At 59.7% G+C, this 25,158-nt stretch carries 18 protein-coding genes; 11 read left to right on the plus strand and 7 right to left on the minus strand.

Going from position 1 to position 25,158, the window contains the following annotated elements; genetic code table 11:
* Positions 1-87: 87 nt before the first annotated feature.
* The 6 genes from kdgD to QWI20_RS05485 all read right to left on the minus strand — a co-directional run bounded on the left by kdgD (position 88) and on the right by QWI20_RS05485 (position 5,980).
* Positions 88-999 (minus strand): 5-dehydro-4-deoxyglucarate dehydratase, encoded by a 912-nt coding sequence (gene kdgD / locus QWI20_RS05460; RefSeq protein WP_369304544.1) that lies wholly within the window; start codon positions 997-999, stop codon positions 88-90.
* Between the two features lie 91 nt (positions 1,000-1,090).
* Positions 1,091-1,489, minus strand: coding sequence for a hypothetical protein (locus QWI20_RS05465; RefSeq protein ID WP_369304545.1), 399 nt, complete (start codon positions 1,487-1,489; stop codon positions 1,091-1,093).
* A complete protein-coding gene (locus QWI20_RS05470) occupies positions 1,461-2,210 on the minus strand; it encodes a FadR/GntR family transcriptional regulator (protein WP_133776307.1) in 750 nt (249 codons plus the stop codon). Before QWI20_RS05470 ends, QWI20_RS05465 begins: the two co-directional genes overlap by 29 nt.
* A 120-nt stretch (positions 2,211-2,330) precedes the next feature.
* A complete protein-coding gene (locus tag QWI20_RS05475; protein WP_369304547.1) occupies positions 2,331-4,067 on the minus strand; it encodes an ABC transporter ATP-binding protein/permease in 1,737 nt (578 codons plus the stop codon).
* Positions 4,068-4,166: 99 nt separating this feature from the next.
* Positions 4,167-4,727, minus strand: a complete 561-nt coding sequence (locus tag QWI20_RS05480; protein ID WP_065990162.1) for a response regulator transcription factor — start codon at positions 4,725-4,727, stop codon at positions 4,167-4,169.
* Positions 4,724-5,980, minus strand: coding sequence for an ATP-binding protein (locus QWI20_RS05485; protein WP_346625629.1), 1,257 nt, complete (start codon positions 5,978-5,980; stop codon positions 4,724-4,726). Before QWI20_RS05485 ends, QWI20_RS05480 begins: the two co-directional genes overlap by 4 nt.
* A gap of 207 nt (positions 5,981-6,187) precedes the next feature.
* Here QWI20_RS05485 and QWI20_RS05490 point away from each other — a divergent pair, with 207 nt between their 5' ends.
* The 11 genes from QWI20_RS05490 (at position 6,188) to QWI20_RS05540 (ending at position 22,079) form a co-directional block, all read left to right on the plus strand.
* Positions 6,188-6,904 carry an SIMPL domain-containing protein gene (locus QWI20_RS05490; protein WP_369304548.1) on the plus strand — a complete coding sequence of 239 codons (717 nt, stop codon included), beginning with the start codon at positions 6,188-6,190 and terminating at the stop codon, positions 6,902-6,904.
* Between the two features lie 252 nt (positions 6,905-7,156).
* Positions 7,157-9,325: an HET-C-related protein gene (locus QWI20_RS05495; RefSeq protein WP_369304549.1), complete on the plus strand. Its 2,169-nt coding sequence runs from the start codon at positions 7,157-7,159 to the stop codon at positions 9,323-9,325.
* Between the two features lie 112 nt (positions 9,326-9,437).
* The gene (locus tag QWI20_RS05500) at positions 9,438-11,036 is read left to right on the plus strand and encodes an ABC transporter substrate-binding protein (RefSeq protein ID WP_369304550.1); all 1,599 of its coding nucleotides are present in this window, start codon (positions 9,438-9,440) and stop codon (positions 11,034-11,036) included.
* 283 nt (positions 11,037-11,319) lie between these two features.
* Positions 11,320-12,948, plus strand: coding sequence for an ABC transporter substrate-binding protein (locus QWI20_RS05505; protein WP_282372486.1), 1,629 nt, complete (start codon positions 11,320-11,322; stop codon positions 12,946-12,948).
* A 338-nt stretch (positions 12,949-13,286) separates the two neighbouring features.
* Positions 13,287-14,888: an ABC transporter substrate-binding protein gene (locus QWI20_RS05510; RefSeq protein ID WP_369304552.1), complete on the plus strand. Its 1,602-nt coding sequence runs from the start codon at positions 13,287-13,289 to the stop codon at positions 14,886-14,888.
* A 157-nt stretch (positions 14,889-15,045) separates the two neighbouring features.
* Positions 15,046-16,425, plus strand: coding sequence for an OprD family porin (locus QWI20_RS05515; protein ID WP_369304553.1), 1,380 nt, complete (start codon positions 15,046-15,048; stop codon positions 16,423-16,425).
* A gap of 95 nt (positions 16,426-16,520) precedes the next feature.
* Entirely contained in the window at positions 16,521-18,128 is a 1,608-nt protein-coding gene (locus QWI20_RS05520) for an ABC transporter substrate-binding protein (RefSeq protein WP_369304554.1), read from the plus strand.
* 64 nt (positions 18,129-18,192) lie between these two features.
* Complete coding sequence (locus QWI20_RS05525; protein WP_369304555.1) at positions 18,193-19,203, plus strand: ABC transporter permease subunit; 1,011 nt, start codon at positions 18,193-18,195, stop codon at positions 19,201-19,203.
* An 11-nt stretch (positions 19,204-19,214) separates the two neighbouring features.
* On the plus strand, positions 19,215-20,126 hold the full coding sequence (locus QWI20_RS05530) for an ABC transporter permease subunit (RefSeq protein ID WP_369304556.1): 912 nt from the start codon (positions 19,215-19,217) through the stop codon (positions 20,124-20,126).
* A 10-nt stretch (positions 20,127-20,136) separates the two neighbouring features.
* Positions 20,137-21,105 carry an ABC transporter ATP-binding protein gene (locus QWI20_RS05535; protein WP_065990186.1) on the plus strand — a complete coding sequence of 323 codons (969 nt, stop codon included), beginning with the start codon at positions 20,137-20,139 and terminating at the stop codon, positions 21,103-21,105.
* The gene (locus QWI20_RS05540) at positions 21,105-22,079 is read left to right on the plus strand and encodes a peptide ABC transporter ATP-binding protein (protein ID WP_369304557.1); all 975 of its coding nucleotides are present in this window, start codon (positions 21,105-21,107) and stop codon (positions 22,077-22,079) included. The genes QWI20_RS05535 and QWI20_RS05540 overlap by 1 nt, the downstream gene beginning before the upstream one ends.
* 259 nt (positions 22,080-22,338) lie before the next feature.
* Here QWI20_RS05540 and QWI20_RS05545 read toward each other — a convergent pair whose 3' ends face one another.
* Positions 22,339-24,888, minus strand: a complete 2,550-nt coding sequence (locus QWI20_RS05545; protein ID WP_369304602.1) for a PepSY domain-containing protein — start codon at positions 24,886-24,888, stop codon at positions 22,339-22,341.
* Between the last annotated feature and the right edge of the window lie 270 nt (positions 24,889-25,158).

Consider the following 25,158-nt stretch of genomic DNA (forward strand, 5'->3'; position numbering starts at 1 on the left):
GTGAAGCTGTCCTGCCAGGTGTCTGTTAGCGAAGCCCCGAGGGCAAAAAACCGCTGATCGCTCAGCGGTTCTGCGAGAACGGGACTGTTACTGCTTGCCCTGCTTGTCCATCAGTGCAGCCAGCATGTCGACTTCGTCCGACGTCAGGTCAGTCAGCGGCGCGCGGACCGGACCTGCGTCGTAGCCGGCAAGCTTGGCGCCGGCCTTGACGATGCTCACTGCGTAGCCGTGTTTGCGGTTACGGATGTCCAGGTACGGCAGGAAGAAATCGTCGATCAGCTTGCCGACGGTCTGGTGATCGTCTTTGGCGATGGCGTGGTAGAAGTCCATGGCCATTTTCGGCAGGAAGTTGAACACCGCCGACGAGTAAACCGGCACGCCCAGCGCCTTGTAGGCCGCTGCGTAGACTTCTGCAGTTGGCAGACCACCCAGGTACGAGAAGCGGTCGCCCAGACGACGGCGGATCGAAACCATCAGTTCGATATCGCCCAGGCCATCTTTGTAGCCGATCAGGTTAGGGCAGCGCTCGGCCAGCTGTTCCAGCAGCGCAGGCGTCAGGCGGCAGACGTTACGGTTGTAGACGACAACGCCGATCTTGACCGACTTGCAGACCGCTTCAACGTGGAGGGCAACGCCGTCCTGGCTGGCTTCGGTCAGGTAGTGAGGCAACAGCAGCAGGCCTTTGGCACCCAGACGCTCGGCTTCTTGAGCCATCTGAATCGCCTGGCGAGTAGGACCACCGACGCCAGCCAGAATTGGCACTGTGGTTTCGCAGGTGTCGACGGCAGTCTTGATGATCTCGGAGTATTCGTCGCCGGTCAGGGAGAAGAACTCACCTGTGCCGCCTGCCGCGAACAGCGCAGAGGCGCCGTACGGAGCGAGCCATTCCAGACGCTTGATGTAGCCAGCGCGGTGGAAGTCGCCCTGGGCATTGAAATCGGTAACCGGGAAGGAGAGCAGACCGTGAGAGAGGATGGACTTCAGTTCTTGTGGATTCATTATTCGAACACCCTGGGGAGCTATTTTTGTGGATGAAGCACCAGTCCTGCGCTGATGTCGTAAGTCATCGTACAACTGGGGAGAGGATCACTCAATAGCGTTTTGAAATATTTATGACGGGGGAGGATGAGTGGAGATTCTTTAGATCAGACGGTATGGCGAAGGTGTGATCACCGCAGACCATCGCCTGAATGGACGCCGCGCAGTTGGGCTCTGAACTCGATCGTGTAGGAGTGAGCTTGCTCTCGATCTGGCGCGAAGCGGCAGCATTCGGTGAATGCGGCGTGTCGGAAAGAACCGCAGCCTCAGCTTTACGACTGCTACGCAGCCGATCGCGAGCAAGCTCACTCCTACGGCCTCCGGCCAGAATCAGCGAGCCAAGGTCCAAGCCGGAATCACCGATCCCCGCAAACGCCTCAAAGGGCACGGCGGCAGCGCCATGCCCTTTCAAACAATCCGCCTCAAGCCCGTTGCGATTCAGCCTCTTCATGGGCATGGCGCAGTCGTTCGCGGCTGTTGGTCAGGTGCAGGCGCATGGCAGCGCGAGCGGCGTCGGAGTCCTGGCGCGCGATGGCGTCGTAGATTTCCTCATGCTCGCGGCTCAGGCGGCTCATGTAATGCTGGTTGTCATCATGAGCGAGGCGCGCGGAGTTCAGCCGGGTACGGGGAATGATGCTCGTGCCCAGGTGATTCATGATGTCGGTGAAGTAGCGGTTGCCGGTCGACAGGGCAATTGCCATGTGGAACTGGAAATCGGCGCCGACGGCATCGCTGGCATGGGCCGCGCTTTCGTTGAGAGCGTCGAGGGCGGCGCGCATGTCCGCCAGTTGTTCGGCGGATCGGCGTTGAGCGGCCAGACCGGCCGACTCGACCTCAAGACTGATGCGCAGCTCGAGAATCGCCAGGACGTCACGAAGGGTGACGATGGTGGCTGGGTCGATACGGAAACCGCTCGGGCTTGGCGTGTCGAGGACAAAGGTGCCGATGCCATGCCGGGTTTCCACCAGCCCGGAAGCCTGCAAGCGCGAAATGGCTTCGCGTACGACGGTACGGCTGACGCCCTGCTCTTCCATGATGGCTGACTCGGTGGGCAACTTATCGCCGCGCTTGAGTCCGCCGGTGCGGATGCGCTCGGAGAGTTCGGTGACCAATTCCTGCGCGAGACTGCGGTGCTTTCGGCGGGCGCGAGGCGGAGCGCTCTGATTTTCCATATCCAACATGCATCTCTAAATACGCTGAACGCTGATGATAGCTCACCGGGTTGTGTGATCACACAACAACCCCGGCGAGGCGCCTGGTTTACGACACTTTATCGCTTCAGCACTCTACGCTCAAAGTGCCGTTTCGGTGAGCGGCTGCTCGTGCAACTGGCCACCGTCAATGCGCACGTGACGACGATGGAAGCGCTTGAGGCTGCTGCGGTGGCCGATGCTGAGCAAGGTCACGCCCGGCAATTCGTCCAGCAGCGCCTGATACAGCGCGGCTTCATCCTCTTCATCCATCGCTGATGTGGCTTCATCCAGGTACAACCAGTCCGGCGCGAACAGCAGGGCGCGGGCGAACGCGACGCGTTGTTGCTCACCCGGCGACAGCATGCGCTGCCAGTGCTCGGTCTCGTCCAGTCGCGGAATCAGATGACCCAGGCGGCAGGTTTCCAACACTTGGGCAAAGCGCTCGGCGGGATAAACCTCGGGCGCCTGGGGGTAACTCAACGCCTCCCGCAACGTGCCGATCGGCAGATACGGTTTTTGCGGCAGGAAAAACGCGCGTTTGGCCGGTAATTTCACCGCACCATGGCCCTCTTTCCACAACCCGCCCATCGCCCGCAGCAGCGTACTTTTGCCACTGCCAGAGCGCCCGCTGAGCATGACCTTCTCGCCTGCTACAATGCTGATATTGGCGTTGTTCAGGAGCTGGCGACCGCCCACGAGGGATAGCGCCAGGCCTTCAAGCTGCAAGGCGTTGCTCTCATGACTGACCTTGATCGCCGGCACGCGCGCTTCGTTTTCGTCCATGGCCTGACGGAAGCTGAGCAGACGATCACAGGTGGCACGCCACGATGCCAGTTGGGTGTACGCGTCGATGAACCAGCTGAAATTCTCCTGCACGTTGCCGAACGCCGAGTTGATTTGCATCAACTCGCCCAGTTCGATCTTGCCGGCGAAGTAGCGGGGTGCGGCCACGACAAAGGCGAAGACGATCGCGATCTGTGAGTAACCAGCGGTGAAGAACGTCAGGCGCTTCTGCACCTTCATGATCGTCCAGAAGTTGCTCCAGACCATGCCGAATCGCGCGCTCAGGCGCTGATTCTCGTTGGCCTCGCCATCGGACAGGGCGATGCTTTCGGCGTTCTCGCGAACGCGCACCAGCGAGAAACGCATGTCGGCTTCGTAGCGCTGTTGCTGGTTGCTCAGCAAGATCAGGCGTTTGCCGATCAGGTGAGTCAGCAAGCTGCCCACCGCGGCATAAAGAAGTGCGGCCCAGAACATGTAGCCGGGGATGGTGATGCCAAACAGCTCGATGCTGCCGGACACGCCCCACAGAATCACCGAGAAAGACACCAGACTGACCACGGTGCGCAGCAGGCCTAGGCTCAGGCTGAGGGTGTCGGACGTGAAGTTATTGAGGTCTTCGGACAGACGCTGGTCAGGGTTATCGGTATAACCGCCCTGCTCCAGCCGATAGTAGTTCTTGTGCGCGAGCCATTTGGCGAAGTGCTGTTCGGTCAACCAGCGACGCCAGCGGATGGTCAGCATCTGGGTCAGATAGAGGCGATAGACCGCGCCGAGAATGGCGATGGCGGCAATGCCGCAGAAGTACAGGATGAGATGGGTGAAGGCCCCCAGGTCCTTATTCTGCAGCGCGTTGTAGAAGTCTCGGTACCAGCTGTTGACCAACACCGAAATGAACACGCTGAACAGCGACAGCACGATTACTGCAATCAACAGCAACCAGGCCATGCCTTTTTCTTCACTGCGCCAGTAAGGCGTCACCAGCTTCCAGACCCGGGAAAAGAAATTCCCGTTCACAGCGTCATTGACCCTGGATTCATCTACATCAAAATTCATGGCAAAAGCTCGGCAGCGGGCAGTTATAGGCGTTGGCGCCAATGTGCCAGACGCCACAGACGATCTTCCATGAATAAATCTTTAAAAAGCAGTCCCTGCTTAACGACGGACCGGGCGCTTCTGCAACTTGCGCTGCAAGGTGCGTCGATGCATGCCCAGCGCCCGCGCCGTGGCCGAGATATTGCCTTCGTGCTCGGTCAGCACGCGCTGAATGTGCTCCCACTGCAAACGGTCAACCGACATCGGGTTTTCCGGCACCAGCGTGTCCAGATCGGCATGTTCAGACAGCAGCGCTGCCAGCACGTCATCGGCATCGGCCGGTTTGCACAGGTAGTTGCAGGCGCCGCGCTTGATCGCTTCGACTGCGGTGGCGATGCTCGAATAACCGGTCAGGATCAGCACGCGCATTTCCGGGTCCAGTTCCAGCAGCTTGGGCAACAGCACCAGCCCCGAGTCGCCTTCCATTTTCAAATCGACAGCGGCGTAGTCCGGAATATCCTGCTGCGCGAGGGCCAGGCCCTCGTCGGCGGAACCGGCGGTGCTCACGCGGAAGCCACGGCGCGCCATGGCCCGTGCCATCACGCGAGTGAAGGTGGCGTCGTCGTCCACCAGCAGCAGGTGCGGCAGTTCTTCGCCTTCAACCTGGATTTCGTCAGTCATGCTTCATCTCCTCGTGCGTCACGGGGCAGGCGCAGCTCGGTAAGCGTGCCGCCTTCCTCGTGAGGATAGAGTTTCACCGAGCCGCCCGCGCGGGTCACGCTGGCCTTACTCAAGAACAGGCCCAGGCCGAAGCCTTTGCCCTTGGTGGTAAAAAAGGGTTTGCCGATCTGCTCGGCGATGGCCAGTGGTACACCGGCGCCATGATCGCGGATGCTGATGCGGATTTCAGTGGCGGTCCAGTCCAGATTCACCTCGAGCCCTTCGGCGCAGGCGTCGGCGGCATTGTTGAGCAGGTTCAGCAGCGCCTGAGTGAGATCCGGCGGCGGCGCCAGCATCGGCACATCGCCCTGCCCCAGGCGTTGAAAGCGGTAGGTGGCTTCCGGGCGCATCAGGTGCCAGCGGTTGAGCGCCTGATCGAGCCAGTGGGTGACGGTCTGTTCCTGCACTGAAAGCCGACGATTCGCCTCAGCAGCGCGAACCAGTTGCTGCAGCGTCTCTTTGCACAGTTTGACCTGATCCTGCAGCACCGAGAGGTCTTCCTGCAGCGCGGGGTCCTTGTGGTCCTGCTGCATTTCCTTGAGCAGCACGCTCATGGTGGCCAGCGGCGTGCCGAGTTCATGGGCGGCGCCGGCTGCTTCGGTCGCCACCGCCAGCAGTTGCTGATCGCGGGCGCCTTCTTCGCGGCGCAAGGCTCGCATGTGTTCCTGACGACGCAGCTCTTCGGCCATGCGCGCGGCGAAGAAGGTGATCACACCAGCCGCCAGCGCAAAACTCAGCCACATGCCGTAGATCTGCATGTTCTCGCGCGCCACAAAGGCATCCAGGGGAAAGAACTTGGCCAGCATCAGCGTGTACAGCGCCAGCGCGATGCCCGACAGGATCAGTGAATAACGCCACGGCAGGGTCACCGCAGCGATGGTCAGCGGCACCAGATAATAAGAAACGAACGGGTTGGTCGAGCCGCCGGAGAAATACAGCAGCGCGCTGTGGATAAACAGGTCGAACGCCAATTGCACCGCGTATTCGAGTTCGGTCACCGGCCACGAGGTGCGCAGGCGAATGGCCGTCAGCAGGCAAACGATCGCCGAAAAACCGAGGGTGATGTCCAGCTGCAGCCAGGGCAGCGGCAGCAGATCGAAGAGATAGGCGAACCCCACCGAGCCCGCCTGTGCACCCAGCACCAGAATGCGGATGAACGTCAGGCGCCAGAGGTTCTGACGGGTGGCGGAAAGCAGTTGCAAGGGGGCGAGCATGAGCTCTCCTGATGAGCGCTCCAGGCGAATCGGAGCGAGTATAACCAATGCGACAACAGTTGCCGTCAAAGTGCGTCAAAGCGCCACATCCATCTGACGGGTGTGTGACGGCGCAGGAACAAGCCTCCGGGTTCATAGTCTCATGGGCATCCGTCCGCCGGGGGCTTGCAATGCGCCTCAGGACGGTTCGCCAAACAAGGAGTTTTTATGTTCAGCCTTCGCCCTACTGCCACATTGTTCACCCTTGGCCCACTCGCGCTGGCCAGCACCCCTGCCCTCGCCGACGACGTTCACTACAACCAGGTTTCGGTCCGCGCCGAGGTCAGCCAGGAAGTGCAGCGCGACCTGATGACCGTCACCCTCTACACCGAATCCCAAAACACCGACCCGGCCAAACTGGCGGCCGGCGTCACTGAAACCCTGAACAAGGCCTTGGGTGAAGCGCGTCAGGTCAAGGACATCAACATTCGTCAGGGCAGCCGCAACAGCTACCCGATCTACGACGACAAAGGCCAGAAGATCACCGGCTGGCGCGAGCACGCCGAACTGCGACTGGAAAGCGCCGACTTCGCTGCCCTGTCCAAACTGACCGGCGACCTGCTGGGCGGCGACATGAAGATGGGCGGCATGGACTTCTCGATCTCCAACCCTGCGCGCAAGACCAGCGAAGACGCGCTGCTCAAGGACGCTGTGACGGCCTTCCGCGCCCGCGCCAAACTGGTAACTGACGCACTGGGCGGCACTGGCTACAAGGTGGTCAACCTGAACCTGAACACCTCCGGTTTCCCGCAGCCCTACCTGCGAGCACCGGTCATGATGATGAAGGCCGCTCGTGCCGACGCAGCGCCGACGCCGGATGTCGAGGCCGGCACCAGTCAGGTCAGCGTCGCGGCAGACGGTGTCATCGAAGTCGCCATTCCTTGATGCACACGGCGGCAGCCAAGGGTTGCCGCCTTTTCCCTCCCCCGGCCCTGCCTTTATCCCGCTATCCCGTGGCCCCTTCCACATCCGCGCGCCCCTTATCTCCTACGTCCCCGGGTGATTCGGCCGATTTTCACATCGCCTGAAATACATAGAATCGTCCCCGGCAGTACCCAACCTAAACGCGCAATGACGGCCGCCTCCTCCTATGGGGCGTGACCGTGCGCAGCTAATGATTCAAGGAAGAATCCAGTCATGCCTTTTCAAGCTCAACCCGTTATTCCGGTCGACATGACCACCCGCACGTTACGCAGTAGCTTCGCGCTGGACCTGCTGACCCAGGTGGCCGGCACACACACGCCTGAGGCCTTTGCCCAGGAAATGAGCAACGTCTTTGGCGATGACATCTCGCCGCACATCTATACAAAACTGCAGGACAAACTGCTGGCCGGCGAAGTGAAAAATCCTGAGGTTCTCCTCACATGGGAGCTGGGCTTCGAGGCGGACTACGACAACCGCGAGCGTGTCATCCGCGTCGATTGGGGATTCTTCGTCCGCACCACTGCCCACCCACAGCACTACTGGTGGCTGCTCACCGCACTGCTCCACGAATTCGGCCACCACATCGACAATGTCCTGCGCCGTGAGCTGATCGACGAGAACGCACCCGTGGCGACCGACGCGCCATTCGAAGAGGGCCATCTGTTCACCTTGTGGATAACCGAAGCTACTCGTCCGGCGCAGCACGAACTGACCTTTGCCACGTATTCCGAGGTTGCCTCCACCGAACGTCAGTACGCGATTTCGTGGGACAAAGCCTGCGAAGCCATTCGCGATTATCTGGCCTCGACCGATCTGCGCTTCGAGCCATCCCACAGCCATGCCGATCGGGAAGCCTTCGAAGCGGGCACTGACTCCAAAGGCAGCACCCACCAGACAATCGAATGGGTTCTGAGGGATTTCAATTTCAGTCGAGTAGAGATAGACGCCGTGTACTTCGGCAACTGGCTGCGGGATTACTCCCAGGTCGTCGACCCCAAGATCACCCGCGCAGCAGACATGCCAAAGGAGTTTCCCGCGGCGCTCTCGCGCGCAAGCTGGAGCAACCTCGTGGATGTGCTGGCCGCTAAAAAATTCGTCGATCTGCGGATGCGCTACCCCAACGAAATGAAGGTTACGCCCGAAAAGCTCGGCGTTTATCGACCGACGGAGCACATCGACAATCCGCTGGTCACTGATCCGCCTTTCCCGGACCCGAAGGTGCGTGACCCCGACTTTGAAGCCTGGGTGCTACCCGGCGATCCAACCCTTGGTGCGGACCGAGCCACGTCGATGAAGCGCTACATCGGCAACGCGGTGAGCTACATGGAGCAAGAACTGCGTCTTGCCATGAGCAAAGGCCGCTCCCTCGACGGGCTGCGCAGCTTCGGCGCCGCGCTGCATGTGCTCGAAGACCTGTTCGCCCATTCAAACTTTGCAGAACTGAGCCTGATCAAGGCGGGGCATGTCAGGGTTCTGCCCTGGACAACGCCGGTTCACGTCAAATGGAATCTGCCTTTGGTCACGGGCACGTTTGGGGCCACCGACGTGGTGGCTAGCCTGGCGGGGCCGCTGGGCAAAATCCTCTTCTCCACCCAAGAGCTTGAGTTCGAGCTCACCCAGCCGGGTTATCGCTCGGACCGGGATAAAGTGATGCTGGTGTTGCTGAGCGAACATCCTGATCAGGACTATTTCAAGGCATTCGACGCGCTACTCACGGCCAGGGACGGCCTGGTGACGCTTGCGAAGAAAATGGGCGTAGACACTCTCAAGTTCTATCGCTGGCTGATCAACACCCCGGCGGGCATTCTCTTGAACGCCTACAACAGCGCGGCGCAAGGTGTTCTGACCTGGATCGGCAATAGCGTCGACGACGCGCAAACCCTGCTGGGCAGCGATCCGAATGTCGATCCGACTCTTGAACCGAGCCACTCGCAACTTTCCAAGGACCATGCCGAACACCCTCTTCACGACCTGGCAGCGCTGCTCGCTACCGAAGCCGTGCGCCAGGTCGCGCAGGCCATGGTTGATCACTGGGCAGGAAAACCTGGCGCCGATCCGGTAGCCATTGCGTCGGCGTTCTTTTGCCACCCCGCCGACAGCGAGTGGCAGTACCCGATTGTCACGGCATGGGCGGGCAGCAATCCGGCGGAAGTAGCGCGCAGTGAATCGAAGAGCGAGCTGGACAAGACCCAACAAGCGGCGATCGACGAACTCCGCGCCATCCAGAACACCTTCATCAAGCAAAGTCAGAGTTATCTGGATTACGTATTCAACAGCAAGGCCCCGCAGCCTTCAGACTTTCAGGGCTATCTGGAGCAGGCGTTCATGAAGCTGGTTGCCAACACATCATGGTGGAAAGAGCTGCAAACATTCATCAAGTAATAAGCTTATGAATTTCCGTGGCTTGTTGCCCAAGTGAGCCGTGCGGCATTCTTGGCGGTCTATCATCCCGTCGATGAATTCAGGCATGAGTGCCGCACTTAATGAGGTTCACATGGACACAACCTTCAAACCCCTGCTCCTGGCAGCCGCAATGGCGCTGTGCGTTCCCTCGGTGCAGGCGGCCAGCACCCTTGTCTATTGCTCGGAAGCCAGCCCTGCCGGCTTCGATCCCAGTCAGTACACCAGCGGCACCGAGTTCGATGCGTCAGCAGAAACAGTCTTCAACCGCCTCACCCAGTTCAAGCGCGGCGGCACCGATGTCGAGCCGGGGCTGGCTACCAAATGGGAAGTGTCCGACGACGGCTTGACCTACACCTTTCATTTACGGCCCGGGGTGAAATTCCACACCACGGACTATTTCAAACCCACCCGCGACTTCAACGCCGATGACGTGCTGTTCACCTTCAACCGCCTCCTGAACGCAGATGACCCGTTCCGCAAGGCGTACCCGTCGGAGTCGCCGTACTTCACCGACATGGGCATGAACACCACCATCAAGCAGGTCGAAAAGGTCAACGATCAGACCGTTCGTTTTCAGCTGAACAACATCGATGCCGCCTTCATCCAGAACCTGGCGATGAGCTTTGCCTCGATTCAGTCGGCTGAATACGCGGCGCAACTGATCAAACAAGGCAAGGCCGGCGACATCAACCTGAAGCCGATCGGTACAGGCCCATTCGTGTTCAAGCGTTACCAGAAAGACGCGCAGATCCGTTACGTCGGCAACAAGGAATACTGGAAGCCGGAGGACGTGAAGCTCGACAACCTGATTTTCTCGATCAACACCGATGCCGCCACCCGCTTGCAGAAGCTCAAGACCGGGGAATGCCAGATCAGCGGGTATCCGCGCCCTCAGGACATCGAAGAAGCGCAGAAAGACCCGAACCTCAAGGTGCTGAGCCAGGCCGGTTTCAACCTGGGTTTTCTGGCCTACAACGTGACCCATCCGCCGCTCGATCAACTGAAGGTGCGTCAGGCGCTGGACATGGCCATCGACAAGCCGGCCATCATCAAAGCGGTTTACCAGGGCGCAGGCCAACTGGCACAAAACGCTCTGCCACCGGCGCAGTGGAGCTTTGACCCGAACATCAAGGACGCACCCCACGATCCTGAAAAAGCAAAGCAGTTGCTCAAGGAAGCAGGCGTTGCGCCAGGCACGCAGATCAACCTATGGGCGATGACCGTGCAGCGTGCGTCCAACCCCAACGCGCGCATGTCGGCGCAGATGATTCAGTCGGACTGGGCAAAAATCGGTATCAAGGCCAACATCGTGAGCTACGAATGGGGCGAGTACATCAAGCGCGCCAAGGCTGGCGAGCATGACGTGATGATCTACGGCTGGACCGGTGACAACGGTGACCCCGACAACTGGCTGGGCGTGCTGTACAGCTGTGGCGCGGTGAAGGGCAGCAACTACGCCAAGTGGTGCAACCCTGCCTACGACAAGCTGGTCACCCAGGCCAAGCTGACCAGCAACAAGGACGAGCGGATCAAGCTGTACCAGCAGGCGCAGAACATTCTGAAAAACGACGTGCCGATTACACCCATCGCCAATTCCAAAGTGTTTCAGCCAATGCGCAAAGAGGTTCAGGATTTCAAGCTCAGTCCATTTGGCCTGACGCCCTTCTACGGTGTGAGCCTGGCCAAATAATTCGCTGAAACCAACAGCGAAGTAACACTTGATGACCGAAGCGGGTGCAATCGCCACGTTGCGATGCACCTTTTTGGTGCTGCAAAGATATCGATATGCGACACGCAAACGTTCAACTGCGTCAGAAATTACACTTATGCGACATTCGTGTACGTTCGTGCCACTGTTTGTCACCTTGCTGGCGCCAACATCTTGCTTTGGGTATGGCGCCTGCATAAGTATCCGCGGGACAGGCTCAAAAGGCCGTACCCTCAATCAAAAAATGACAACAACTGAGGCCACCATGCTCAAAAAAGCGGTCATTCCGTTTCTTCTCGGCGCAGGTTTGATCGCCAGCGCTCCCTTCGCCCATGCAGCATCGAACCTGGTGTTCTGCTCCGAAGGCAGCCCTGCTGGTTTCGATCCAGGTCAATACACCACCGGTACCGACTTCGATGCTTCGGCCGAGACCGTTTTCAACCGTTTGAGCCAGTTCGAACGTGGCGGCACCGCTGTCATTCCAGGCCTGGCCACCAGCTGGGACGTTGCCCCGGATGGCCTGACCTACACCTTCCACCTGCGTGAAGGTGTGAAATTCCACACCACGCCGTACTTCAAACCGACGCGTACCTTCAATGCCGATGACGTGTTGTTCACGTTCAACCGCATGATCAACAAGGACGACCCGTTCCGTAAGGCGTACCCGACCGAATTCCCGTACTTCACCGATATGGCGATGGACACCAACATCACCAAGATCGAGAAGGTCGACGATCACACCGTCAGAATGACCCTCGGCACTGTTGATGCTGCGTTCATCCAGAACCTGGCGATGAGCTTCGCGTCCATTCAGTCCGCTGAATACGCCGCCCAGTTGCTGAAAGAAGGCAAGCCGGAAGACATCAACCAGAAGCCGATCGGCACTGGTCCGTTCGTGTTCAAGAGCTACCAGAAAGACTCCAACATCCGCTTCACCGGGAACAAGGACTACTGGAAGCCTGAAGACGTCAAAGTCGACAACCTGATTTTCGCCATCACCACTGACGCCTCGGTTCGTGCGCAGAAGCTGAAGAAAGGCGAATGCCAGATCACTGCTTACCCGCGTCCGGCCGACCTCGCGCCACTGAAGGCTGACCCTGCTTTGAAGATGCCTGATCAGGCCGGCTTCAACCTGGGTTACATCGCCTACAACGTGATGCCGAAGATCAAGGGCGAAGACAAGCCAAACCCGCTGGCTGACCTGAAAGTACGTCAGGCGCTGGACATGGCTGTCGACAAGAAAGCCATCATCGACGCGGTGTATCAGGGCGCGGGCCAACTGGCGACCAACGCCATGCCGCCGACCCAGTGGTCCTACGACACCACCATCAAAGATGCTCCGTACGACGTCGCCAAAGCCAAGGACCTGCTCAAGCAGGCGGGCGTGAAGGAAGGTACCGAAATCACCCTGTGGGCGATGCCGGTTCAGCGTCCTTACAACCCGAACGCCAAGCTGATGGCCGAGATGCTTCAGAACGACTGGAAGAAAATCGGCATCAACGCCAAGATCGTTTCCTACGAGTGGGGCGAGTACATCAAGCGCGCCAAGGCCGGCGAGAACGGCGCAATGCTGATCGGCTGGAGCGGCGACAACGGTGACCCGGACAACTGGCTGGGTACCCTGTTTGGCTGTGACGCCCTCAACGGCAACAACTTCGCCAAATGGTGTGACAAGCCGTTCGATACCTTGATCCACCAGGCCAAGGAAACCACCGATCAGGCCAAACGCACCGAGCTGTACAAGCAGGCTCAACACCTGCTGAAAGATGCCGTGCCTATGACTCCAATTGCCCACTCGACTGTTTATCAGCCGATGCGCAAAGAAGTTCAGGACTTCAAGATCAGCCCATTCGGTCTGAACTCGTTCTACGGCGTCAGCGTCAGCGGCAAGTAATATCTATAAATGACCAACCGGTCGCGTTGCCTCAGGGCAACGCGACCGCGTTGTCATGTGCACGATCGTTAAATGAAATTGACTATCGTTAGATGAGTAGCGACTTGCTTACAGTCCTTGCCTACTAACGATAAGCACTTTTCCTACAAACTTTGAAGCACGCGTAACTATGGACTGTGTGGCGCCAGAGACATACCTTCTGACAAGCCGCCAATATTGTCCGTTGTTTATCTTGAACAGTGAGATGTATCCGGGCGTTGACTCTCCATTTGCGCAAACGATTGCCATGGATCGCGCAGGCATTCGCATTTAATACGCTTCTCACGATAAGGAATATCATGCGTTCGAATATCGTTATGCCATCACTTATTGCCGCTGGCCTTCTGGCTATGACGCCCGGCGTTCAGGCCGCCAGCAAAAGCCTGGTCTTCTGTTCGGAAGGCAGCCCGGCCGGGTTTGATATCGGTCAGTACACCTCCGGCACTGACAACGATGCTGCCGAGCCGATCTACAACCGTCTCGCCGAGTTCGCCAGAGGGGAGACCACCGTCGTACCCGCTCTCGCAACGAGCTGGGACATCTCCCCTGACAACCTGACCTACACGTTCCATTTGCGCGAAGGCGTCAAATTCCACAGCAACAAGACCTTCACGCCCACGCGCGATTTCAATGCCGACGACGTCTTGTTCACGTTCAATCGCATGCTGCACAAAGACCATCCGTTCCGCGTTGCTTATCCGACGGAGTTTCCGTTCTTCACCAGCATGGGCCTGGACAAGAACATCAAGTCGGTGGAAAAGACCGATCCAATGACCGTCGTGTTCACACTCAACAAAGTCGACGCGGCGTTCATCCAGAACGTCTCCATGAACTTCGCGTCAATCCTGTCTGCTGAATATGCAGACAAACTGATGGCAACGGGTGATGTGCGCGATATTAACCAGGCGCCTATTGGCACCGGCCCGTTTGTGTTTCAGCGCTATCAAAAAGATTCGCAGATTCGCTACGTGAAAAACAAAGCGTTCTGGGACCCGAGTCGGGTCAAGATTGATCAACTGATCTTTGCAATCAATACAGATGCGTCGGTACGCATTCAAAAACTTAAAAAGAATGAGTGTCAGGTCACTTTGAATCCGCGCCCGGCGGACGTTGAATCGATCGAGGCGGACAAAAACCTGCAGGTCATCAAAAAGCCCGGTTTCAACCTCGGCTACATCTCGTACAACGTACGCCACGCCCCGCTGGACAACTTGCAGGTTCGCCAGGCGTTGGACATGGCGGTGGATAAACAAGCGATCATCGCTGCGGTGTATCAAGGCGCCGGGCAACTGGCCCAGAACTCCATGCCACCGACGCAATGGTCCTACGACGACACGGTCAAGGACGCGCCCTACAACCCGGAAAAAGCCCGCGAGTTGTTGCGCGCTGCCGGCGTCAAGGAAGGCACCGAACTGACCCTTTGGGCCATGCCGGTTCAGCGCCCCTACAACCCCAACGCCAAGCTGATGGCCCAGATGCTTCAGGCCGACTGGGCCAAGGTGGGCATCAAGGCGACCATCGTCAGTTACGAGTGGGGCGAATACCTCAAGCGCAGCAAGAACGGCGAGCATGATATTTCGCTGATCGGCTGGACCGGTGACAACGGCGACCCCGACAACTGGATGGGCACGCTGTACAGCTGCGCATCCATCGGCGGCAACAATTACTCCATGTGGTGCGACGAAAAATATGACGCACTGGTCAAGGCCGCTGTCTCGACCACGAACAAGGACCAACGCATTGCGCTGTACAAACAGGCGCAGCATTACCTGAAGGAACAGGTGCCCATTACGCCGATTGCCCACTCGACGGTGATCCAGCCGCTGCGTAAGGAAGTGCAAGGTTTCCTGGTGAGTCCGTTCAACCGCAACAATTTCTCGGGCGTCAGCATCGCCGACTGATTCAAAAACATGCCTGGGGGCGCAACCACGCCCTTTGGCATCGCTTTATCCGCGTTTAGCGGGATAGGCAAGAAAATGGCCATGAGGCCGCACCACCGAGCGGGCTACACCATAAAAAGCCCGCCTCTAAAAAAGCAGCAATCGGGAGCTTCAAAACGTGAAAAAAGCCAGCACCGCTGTATTCGCCTTATCCGTACTCGCCCTCAGCGTCGCGGCCCAGGCAGAGCCGACCAGTCAGGAATTCGTTCCGACCACACTGGCCACCAGCAACCTCCAGGGCGAAGCCAAGGGTTTTCTGGAAGACTCGAAAGTGACCGGTTCGACCAAGAACTGGTACGCCAACGAACTGTTGCGCCGTGGCGGCGAGTTCCGCCGCAGCGAGAACGGCGTTGTGGTCGACAGCGACCCGCGCCGGATCAACTGGGTTCAGGGCACCATCGTTGACTACAGCTCGGGCTTCACCCAAGGCACTGTCGGCTTCGCCACGCAAATGGCGGTCTACAACGCCGTTGCGCTGGACCGTGACAAAGACGACCTGATGGGCGGCGCCAACCGTACGCTGACCGAGAACAACGGCGACCCTGTCGGACAGTGGAGCAAGTTGGGCCTGGGCAACATCAAGGCGCGCGTTTCCAATACGACCCTGACCGCCGGCCGTCAGTCGATGAACACCCCGGTGCTGGCTTACATCGGCAACCGTGCGCTGCCTTCGAGCTTCGAAGGTGTGAGCATTCTGAGCGAAGAGTTCAACAACATCTCGATCCAGGCCGGCAGCTTCGACCGCGTGTCGCCCCGTACCGAGCAGAGCCTGACCAAGTTCCGTTCCGAGTACACCAACAACACCGCCACCGCCGATCGCGTTGACATGGCGGGCGTGGATTACAAGCCGTTCAAGAGCCTGACCACCAGCTTCTACGCCTCCAACGTCGAAGACTTCTGGCATCAGTACTACTTCGCTTTCACCCACGAACTGGGTGACCCCGATGTACTGGGCCTGAGCACCAACCTGAACTATTACAAGACCAAGGATTCCGGTCAGAAGAAGATGGGCGAGATCGACAACGACACGTACAGCCTGTCGTTGACCGCCACTCACAAGGCGCACAGCTTCAGCGTCGCGTACCAGGAAGTCGAAGGCGACACCTACTTCGACTACGTCCACGACACCAACGCCATCTTCCTGGCCAACTCCCTGCTCTCGGACTTCAACGGCCCGAACGAGAAGTCGGTTCAGCTGAGCTACCTGCTGAACATGGCTGACTATGGCGTGCCAGGCCTGAAGTTCAACATCTATCAGGCGCGCGGTTTCGACATCGACGGTACCCATTACAAAGGCACCGCTTACGATGTCCGCGGCATGGACGGCGAAACTCACTATGAATACGGTGTTGGCTCGTCGTACACCCTGCAGTCCGGCCCACTCAAGGCCTCGACCATGCGTGCGACCTACACCACTCACCGCGCGAGCGCCAACCAGGCTGACGGCAACATCAACGAGTTCCGTCTGGTGACCACGATTCCATTCAACATTATGTAATCAGCACGATCGATCGGGCCTCAAGGTGCGGTTTACCGAACTTCGTGGCCCGATACCGACTCACTTATGGCTTCATCACTTGCGGAGTGCGTTACTTGAAATCGACATTCAAACTCGCAACATTGCGCAGCGCGATCGCACTGGCGGTATTCAGCGTCGCGGTCGGCGTATCGGCCAAGCCTCTGGTGGTCTGCACCGAAGCCAGCCCGGAAGGTTTCGACACGGCGCTCTACACCACGGCCGTGACCGCCGATGCGTCGGCGGAAACCATTTACAACCGTCTGGTGGATTTCAAGCCAGGCACCACGGAAATCGTCCCGGCATTGGCCGACACGTGGGAGATCAGCGATGACGGCCTGACCTACACGTTTCACCTGCGCAAGGGCGTCAAGTTTCACACCACCGACTACTTCAAACCGACCCGCGACATGAACGCCGATGACGTGGTCTGGAGCTTCCAGCGTCAACTGGACCCCAACCACCCGTGGCACAAACAGTCGCAGGTCGGCTACCCATACTTCGAGAGCATGGGTTTCAAAGAGCTGCTGAAGAACGTCGAGAAAGTGGACGACAGCACCGTCAAGTTCACCCTGACCCGCCGCGAAGCGCCGTTCCTGGCTGACGTCGCCATGGCCTTTGCTTCGGTGTACTCGGCGGAATACGCCGATCAGTTGCTCAAGGCCAACAAGACCGACAACCTCAACAGCCAGCCCATCGGCACCGGTCCGTTCGTCTTCCAGCGCTACGCAAAAGATGCTCAGGTTCGCTTCAAGGCCAACCCGGATTATTTCCGTGGCAAGCCGCCGGCTGACACCCTGATCTTCGCGATCGCTACCGACAACAACGTGCGTCTGCAAAAGCTCAAGGCCAATGAGTGCCAGATCGCCCTGTATCCGAAGCCCGACGACATCCCGAGCATCAAGAAAGACACCAACCTCAAGGTTGATGAGCTGAACGCGATGACCACCGCGTACATCGCCATGAACACCACGCACAAATACATGAGCGACGTGCGGGTGCGTAAAGCGATCGAGATCGCGTTTGATAAAGAAGCCTATGTCAACGCGCTGTTCGGCAAGGGCAACGCCACCGTCGCCGTGAACCCGTACCCGGACACGCTGCTGGGTTACAACAAAGACCTGAAAAACCCTGCCCACGATTTGGACAAGGCCCGCGCCCTGCTCAAGGAAGCGGGTGTTCCTGAGGGCACGGTATTGACCCTCTTCACGCGCAACGGTGGCGGGCCGACTAACCCGAACCCAATGCTCGGCGCACAAATGATGCAGGCCGACCTGGCCAAAGTCGGCATTAAGTTAGATATACGCGTCATGGAATGGGGCGAAATGCTCAAACGTGCCAAAAACGGCGAACACGACATGGTGTCGGCCGGCTGGGCAGGTGACAATGGCGATCCTGATAACTTCCTGACCCCGAACCTCAGTTGCGAGGCCGCCAAAAACGGCGAAAATTACGCGCGCTGGTGTAATCAGAAGTTCCAGACGTTGATCGATCAGGCACGGGAAAAAACCGACCCGGCCGAACGCGCTTCGCTCTACGAGCAGGCTCAGGCGATCTTCAATCAGGACCTGCCGTGGATCAGCATGGCCCACACCAAAATGTTCACTGCAATGCGCAATAACGTGGAGGGTTACCACATCAGCCCTCTCACCACTAATAACTTCGCTACCACCCAAGTGAAGTAGAAGAAGAATCCGGCGGGCTCTGCTACCCAGAGACCCGCCGGTACCTGATGAGGTACACGAGAAGATGTTTAGTTTTATCGCTCGCCGAGTGGGGTTGCTCATACCCACCTTCTTCGGCATCACCTTGCTGACCTTCGCCCTGATTCGCCTGATTCCTGGCGACCCTGTCGAAGTCATGATGGGTGAACGCCGGGTCGATCCGGAAATGCACGCCCAAGCCATGGAACGTCTTGGCCTGAACAAACCCCTTTATGCGCAATACATCGATTACGTCGGCAAGCTCGCCCATGGCGACCTGGGCGAATCGCTGCGTACGCGCACGAGCGTGTGGTCCGAATTCACTTCGCTGTTCCCGGCAACACTGGAACTGTCGATTGCGGCGCTGATCTTCGCAGGCATTCTCGGTCTGCTGGCCGGTGTCATTGCGGCACTGAAGCGAGGGTCCCTGTTCGACCATGGGGTTATGGGTATCTCCCTGGCGGGGTACTCGATGCCGATCTTCTGGTGGGGCCTGATCCTCATCATGTTCTTCTCGGTATCGCTGGGCTGGACCCCGGTATCGGGCCGTATCGACCTGCTCTACGACATTCCCCCCAGAACCGGTTTCATGCTGATCGACACCCTGCTCAGCGATGAAGAAGGTTCGTTCATCGACGCCCTGCGTCACTTGATTCTGCCGGCCATCGTGCTGGGCACCATTCCGCTGGCGGTCATCGCCCGGATGACCCGCTCCTCGATGCTCGAAGTCCTGCGTGAAGACTACGTGCGCACTGCTCGCGCCAAGGGTCTGTCGCCGGCTCGCGTGGTGTTCGTTCACGGCCTGCGCAACGCGCTGATCCCGGTGCTGACGGTGTTCGGTCTGCAAGTGGGCACGCTGCTGGCCGGTGCGGTACTGACCGAAACGATCTTCTCCTGGCCGGGCATCGGCAAGTGGCTGATCGAAGCCATCGGCGCCCGTGACTACCCTGTCGTGCAAAACGGCATCCTGCTAATCGCCTGCCTGGTGATTCTGGTCAACTTCGTGGTGGACATCCTCTACGGCTTTGCCAACCCACGCATTCGTCATCAGCGCTGAGATCCCTTTTTATGAGCACACCTACTTCCGTAGCAGCAGTCGATCAAAGCCTGCTCTACCCGTCCGTCTACAAAGAGTTCTGGCAGCACTTTTCCAAGAACAAAGGCGCCGTCGCGGGCCTGGCGTTCATGCTGGTGATCGTGTTCTGTGCCCTGTTCGCGCCGTGGGTTGCCCCCCATGACCCGAGCGAGCAATACCGCGACTTCCTGCTGACGCCGCCGGTCTGGCTGGAAGGCGGCCAATGGCAGTTTCTGCTGGGCACCGATGAACTGGGCCGCGACCTGCTGTCGCGTCTGATCCAGGGTTCGCGCCTGTCGCTGCTGATCGGTCTGTCGTCGGTGGTGATGTCGCTGATTCCGGGGATCCTCATGGGTCTGCTGGCCGGTTTCTTCCCGAAAATCCTCGGCCCGACCATCATGCGTCTGATGGACATCATGCTGGCGCTGCCGTCGCTGCTGCTGGCTGTGGCCATTGTCGCGATCCTTGGCCCTGGCCTGATCAACACCGTCATCGCCATTGCCATCGTTTCGCTGCCGTCGTACGTGCGTCTGACTCGTGCAGCCGTCATGGGCGAGCTGAACCGTGACTACGTGACCGCCGCGCGTCTGGCCGGCGCAACGCTGCCGCGCCTGATGTTCATCACCGTGCTGCCCAACTGCATGGCGCCGCTGATCGTTCAGGCCACTTTGAGTTTCTCCTCGGCGATCCTCGACGCTGCGGCGCTGGGCTTCCTGGGTCTGGGTGTACAACCGCCGACGCCTGAGTGGGGCACCATGCTCGCTTCGGCCCGCGACTACATCGAACGCGCCTGGTGGGTAGTGAGCCTCCCGGGTCTGACCATTTTGCTCAGCGTGCTGGCAATCAACCTGATGGGCGACGGTCTGCGCGATGCGCTGGACCCGAAACTCAAGAACGCCGCCTGAGGACGTCCGAATGTCTCTTTTAAACATCAAGAACCTCAACGTGCGCTTCGGCGATGCCACGGCCACCCCGGTGGTCGACGGCCTGGATCTGGCCGTCGACAAGGGCGAAGTACTGGCGATCGTGGGCGAATCGGGCTCGGGCAAATCCGTGACCATGATGGCGCTCATGGGCCTGATCGAGCACCCCGGCATCGTCACCGCCGACGCCCTGGTCTTCGACGGCAAGGACATGCTCACGCTCAATGCGCGCCAGCGTCGCAAGATCGTCGGCAAAGACATGTCGATGGTCTTCCAGGACCCGATGACCGCGCTGAACCCGAGCTACACCGTGGGCTTCCAGATCAAGGAAGTGCTCAAGCAGCATTTGGGTCTGTCGGGGCGTGCCGCCCATCAGCGCGCACTGGAGCTGTTGCAGAAGGTGGAAATCCCGGGCGCCGCACAGCGTCTGGACGCCTACCCGCACCAACTGTCGGGCGGCATGAGCCAGCGTGTTGCGATCGCCATGGCCATCGCCGGCGAGCCGAAGCTGCTGATCGCCGACGAACCGACCACCGCGCTGGACGTGACCATTCAGGCGCAGATCATGGACCTGCTGCTGGCCCTGCAAAAAGAGCAGGACATGGCGCTGGTGCTCATTACGCACGACCTCGCCGTGGTGGCTGAAACCGCTCAGCGGGTTTGCGTGATGTATGCCGGTCAAGCCGTGGAAGTGGGTCAGGTGCCGGGGCTGTTCGACGTCCCGGCGCACCCGTACAGCGAAGCGTTGCTGGCGGCGATTCCCGAGCACAGCATGGGCGCCGCGCGCCTGTCGACGCTGCCCGGTATTGTCCCGGGTCGCTACGACCGTCCAAGTGGCTGCCTGCTCTCGCCGCGCTGCCCTTACGTCCAGGACAAATGCCGCCAGCAACGCCCGGGCCTTGATCCGAAAGCCCATAGCCTGGCGCGTTGCTTCTTTCCGCTGAATCAGGAGGTGGCGTGATGAGCGAAATCGTACTGACCGCTCGTGACCTTACTCGTCACTACGATGTGTCCCGTGGGCTGTTCAAGCCCCATGCAACCGTGCGCGCGCTCAACGGCGTGTCGTTCGAACTCGAAGCTGGCAAGACGCTGGCGGTGGTCGGTGAGTCCGGCTGCGGCAAGTCGACGCTGGCCCGCGCGCTGACGCTGATCGAAGAGCCTTCTTCGGGATCGCTGAAAATCGCCGGCCAGGAAGTCACTGGCGCGACCAAGGCGCAACGCAAACAGCTGCGCAAAGACGTGCAGATGGTGTTCCAGAGCCCGTATGCGTCGCTCAATCCGCGGCAGAAAGTCGGCGATCAGCTGGGCGAACCGCTGCTGATCAACACCAGCCTTTCCAGCGCCGAACGCCGCGAGAAAGTGCAGGCAATGATGGCTCAGGTCGGTCTGCGTCCCGAGCACTATCAGCGTTACCCGCACATGTTCTCCGGCGGTCAGCGTCAACGTATCGCGCTGGCGCGGGCGATGATGCTGCAGCCTAAAGTGCTGGTGGCGGACGAACCGACGTCGGCCCTCGACGTGTCGATTCAGGCCCAGGTGCTGAACCTGTTCATGGATCTGCAACAAGAGTTCAACACCGGTTACGTGTTCATCTCCCACAACCTGGCGGTGGTGCGTCACGTCGCCGACACGGTGTTGGTGATGTACCTCGGTCGCCCGGCCGAGATGGGTCCCAAGGACGAGATCTATAACCGTCCACTGCACCCGTACACCCAGGCGCTGCTGTCTGCGACGCCGACGATCCACCCGGACCCGTCGAAGCCGAAGATCAAAATCGTCGGCGAGCTGCCCAACCCGCTGAACCCGCCGTCAGGCTGCGCGTTCCACAAGCGCTGCCCGTACGCGACCGAGCGCTGCGCCGTCGAAGTGCCGGAGCTGCGCTGGGTCGACAACCGTCAGGTTGCCTGCCATTACGCGGAACAGTTTGTGGCGTGATGGTTGAGTCATAAAAAAGGCCGTTGCGTGTGAGCGCAACGGCCTTTTTTTTTGGCTTTGATTATGACGTTTACATCATCGCCGCCGTTGCCATTCGTGGCGTCCACCTCATCACGGATAAACGGAACTCGCGCAGCAAACACAGTCCCTGTGGGAGTGAGCTTGCTCACGAATACGGCATTTCAACCGCTGAAGATTTAGCGGATGTTGAGGCCTCTTCGCGAGCAAGCTCGCTCCCACAAATCCATCATCAGTCGAGTTAGTAAACATCCCGCCGATACCGACCCTGCTCGATCAACTCCCGCACCGCGTCCTCACCCAGCAGCGCGTTCAACGTTTCATCCACCCCGGCTGCCATGCCTTCCAGGCTGCCGCAGATGTAAATCACAGCGCCCTCGGCCAACCAGCGCCGCAGCTCATCAGCCGTCTCACGCAACCGGTCTTGCACGTAGATTTTTTCAGCCTGATCCCGGGAAAACGCCAGGTCCAGACGCGCCAGTTCCCCACTCGCCAGCCAGCCATTAAGTTCGTTCGCGCAGTGGAAATCGTGCGCCCTGTTTCGCTCACCAAACAGCAACCAGTTGCGCTGCTCACCCGAAACGACGCGCGCCTTGAGCAAGCTGCGCAGGCCTGCCAGTCCGGTGCCGTTGCCCATCAGAATCATCGGTACGGGCTCGGCAGGCAGATGGAAACCACTGTTACGACGCACCCGCACGCTGACGGCGCCGCTCACGGCGACATGCTCGGTCAACCAGCCCGAGCACAGCCCAAGGCTGCCATCGGGGTGCAGCTCCTGACGCACGATCAGCTGCAACACACCGTCTTCGGGAATCGAGGCGATTGAATACTCGCGCCTGGCCAACGGCACCAGTGCATCGACCAACGCCTGCGCGTGCAAGCCCACCAGATGACTACGATTGACTGGCAGCTGTCGCGAGCACAAGGCTTGGCCGAGGGCCTCGCTCAAGCCGTCGACGGTGACCTGGGTGTCAGCAGCGATGCCCAACCCGGACAGGAACTGCTCGACCGCAGACGCCGGGTTACGCGGCACTATCTCAACCAGATCGCCGGCCTCCCAACGAGCCGCTGAATCGCACGTCAGTCCCAGCAAGAACACCTTCGAACCCACGCTTCCGGGGTTCAGCCATTCCCGGGCGACCAGCGTCCAGTTGTGATACTCCGGCGCTTGCCAGACGGTCGCGGGCGTCGAGCCCGTCAACTGCCCCAATTGCTGTTGCCAGTGTTGCAGCGCCACGCCGTCGCCGCTGTCCACTTCAACCGGCGCGAACAGCGTGCGTCCGCCGCGCTCCGCCAGCCAGCCGTGCAGCCGCTGAGCGAAACCGCAGAACTGTTGATACTGGCGATCGCCCAACCCAAGCACAGCGTAGTTGAGATTGTCCAGCGCCAGCGGCCGGCCCAGCACTTTGCGCTCGAAGCCACGGGCGCTGTCCGGTGCCTCGCCGTCGCCGAAGGTGCTGACCACGAACAGCGCGTTGCGGCTCTGGTGCAGGTCCTGCTCGGTGATGTCGCCCAGCCGCTGCACCTTCACCGGCACCCCGGCGGTTTGCAGCTGGCCAGCCGTCTGCCAGGCAAGTTGCTCGGCGAACCCGCTCTGGCTGGCAAAGCCGATCAACCACGCCGCGCCCTGCTCGCCCGTCGTTGACACTTCACCGCGCGCGTTGCGGATCTCGCGCTTCTTGCGTCGGCGGTCGAGGTAGAGCAGCCAGCCGGTGATGAAAAACAGCGGCATCAAAAGCGCGGCCACGGTTACGACGATGCGCCCGATCAGGCCGAAGTAGCTGCCGGTGTGCAGGGCGTAGTTGCTGATCAACAGCTGCGCGCCGAGGCTTTTCTCTGTGTAACGTGACACCGCCTTGAGGGAGCCATCGGCCGGATCGAGGCTGATCTGGTTCAAGGCACGGGGGTGCGGCGCGGATTTAAGGAGGTAGAACACCGTCGCCATCTGGCCCGGAGCCTGGGGCATGCGCAGGTTGTACGTCTTGAGCTCCGGTCCGGCGGCGCTCTGGATGGTCTGCCAGATGGCGTCGTAATCCGGGGTCGAAGCCGTGAGTTCCCTGGGCGCCTCTTTCACAGCAGGGCCAGGACGCGGCCCTCCGCCACGGCGCTGTTCGCCCGCCACGGGAGGATCGCCAATCAGTTTGGTCATGCCGTTGCTGAACCAGTCGTAAGACCACATCAACCCGGTGATCGCTAGCAACAGATAGATGATCAGGCACCAAGTGCCGAACACCGAATGCAGGTCCCAATTGAAACTGCGTCCCTTCTTCGCCCAGTCCATGGTGAGCCAGACGCGCCAGTTCAGCGGCTTGCGCGGCCAGCGCAGATACAGCCCGGACAGGCAGAAGAACACGAGGATCAGCGTGCACGCCGCGGTGACTTGCTTGCCGTACTCACCCGCCGCGAGGAATCGGTGCAGATTGAGGATGAAGCCGAAGAAATCCTGGCCTACGGCGTCCTCGGTGAACGCGCCGGTGTAGGGGTTGAAGTTGTGCATCTCGCCGCGACGCTGGCCCGGTGGCGGCTTGAACCAGACCTGAGCGACCTTGTCGCCGTCGACGTCAATGCGGAACATCGCCGCCGTGTCGTTGCCCTGGGCTTCGACCTTGCTGACCATTTCCGCCAGTGACAGTTGATGACCCTGGGGCTGCACGAACAACACATCGGGGTTGAGCACGTCGAGTATTTCGTCCTCGAAGGAATACAGCGCGCCAGTGATCCCCATCAGGGCAAGCACCAGACCGGCCGTGATTCCGAAGAACCAGTGCACTTGAAACAGGACTTTCTTCAACACCCTCGACACCTCACTCACCCGCTACGGCGCGCATTATGCGCACAAACGGCATACATTCTCATCTGTGGCTGATTCTTGATGCAAACCTGTGGGACCGAGCTTGCCCTGCCACCCCGCGCTCACCCGGCCAACATAAATCCTGTAGGAGTGAGCTTGCTCACGAAGAGGCCGGGGGATCCGCTGGATACCCAGCGGTAGATAGTCCGCATTCGCGAGCAAGCTCGCACACAGGTCCAGCGCGGTGATAGCCCGGACATTCCATCCCAC

This window comes from Pseudomonas sp. W2-17 (assembly GCF_041060445.1).
Classification (GTDB): domain Bacteria; phylum Pseudomonadota; class Gammaproteobacteria; order Pseudomonadales; family Pseudomonadaceae; genus Aquipseudomonas.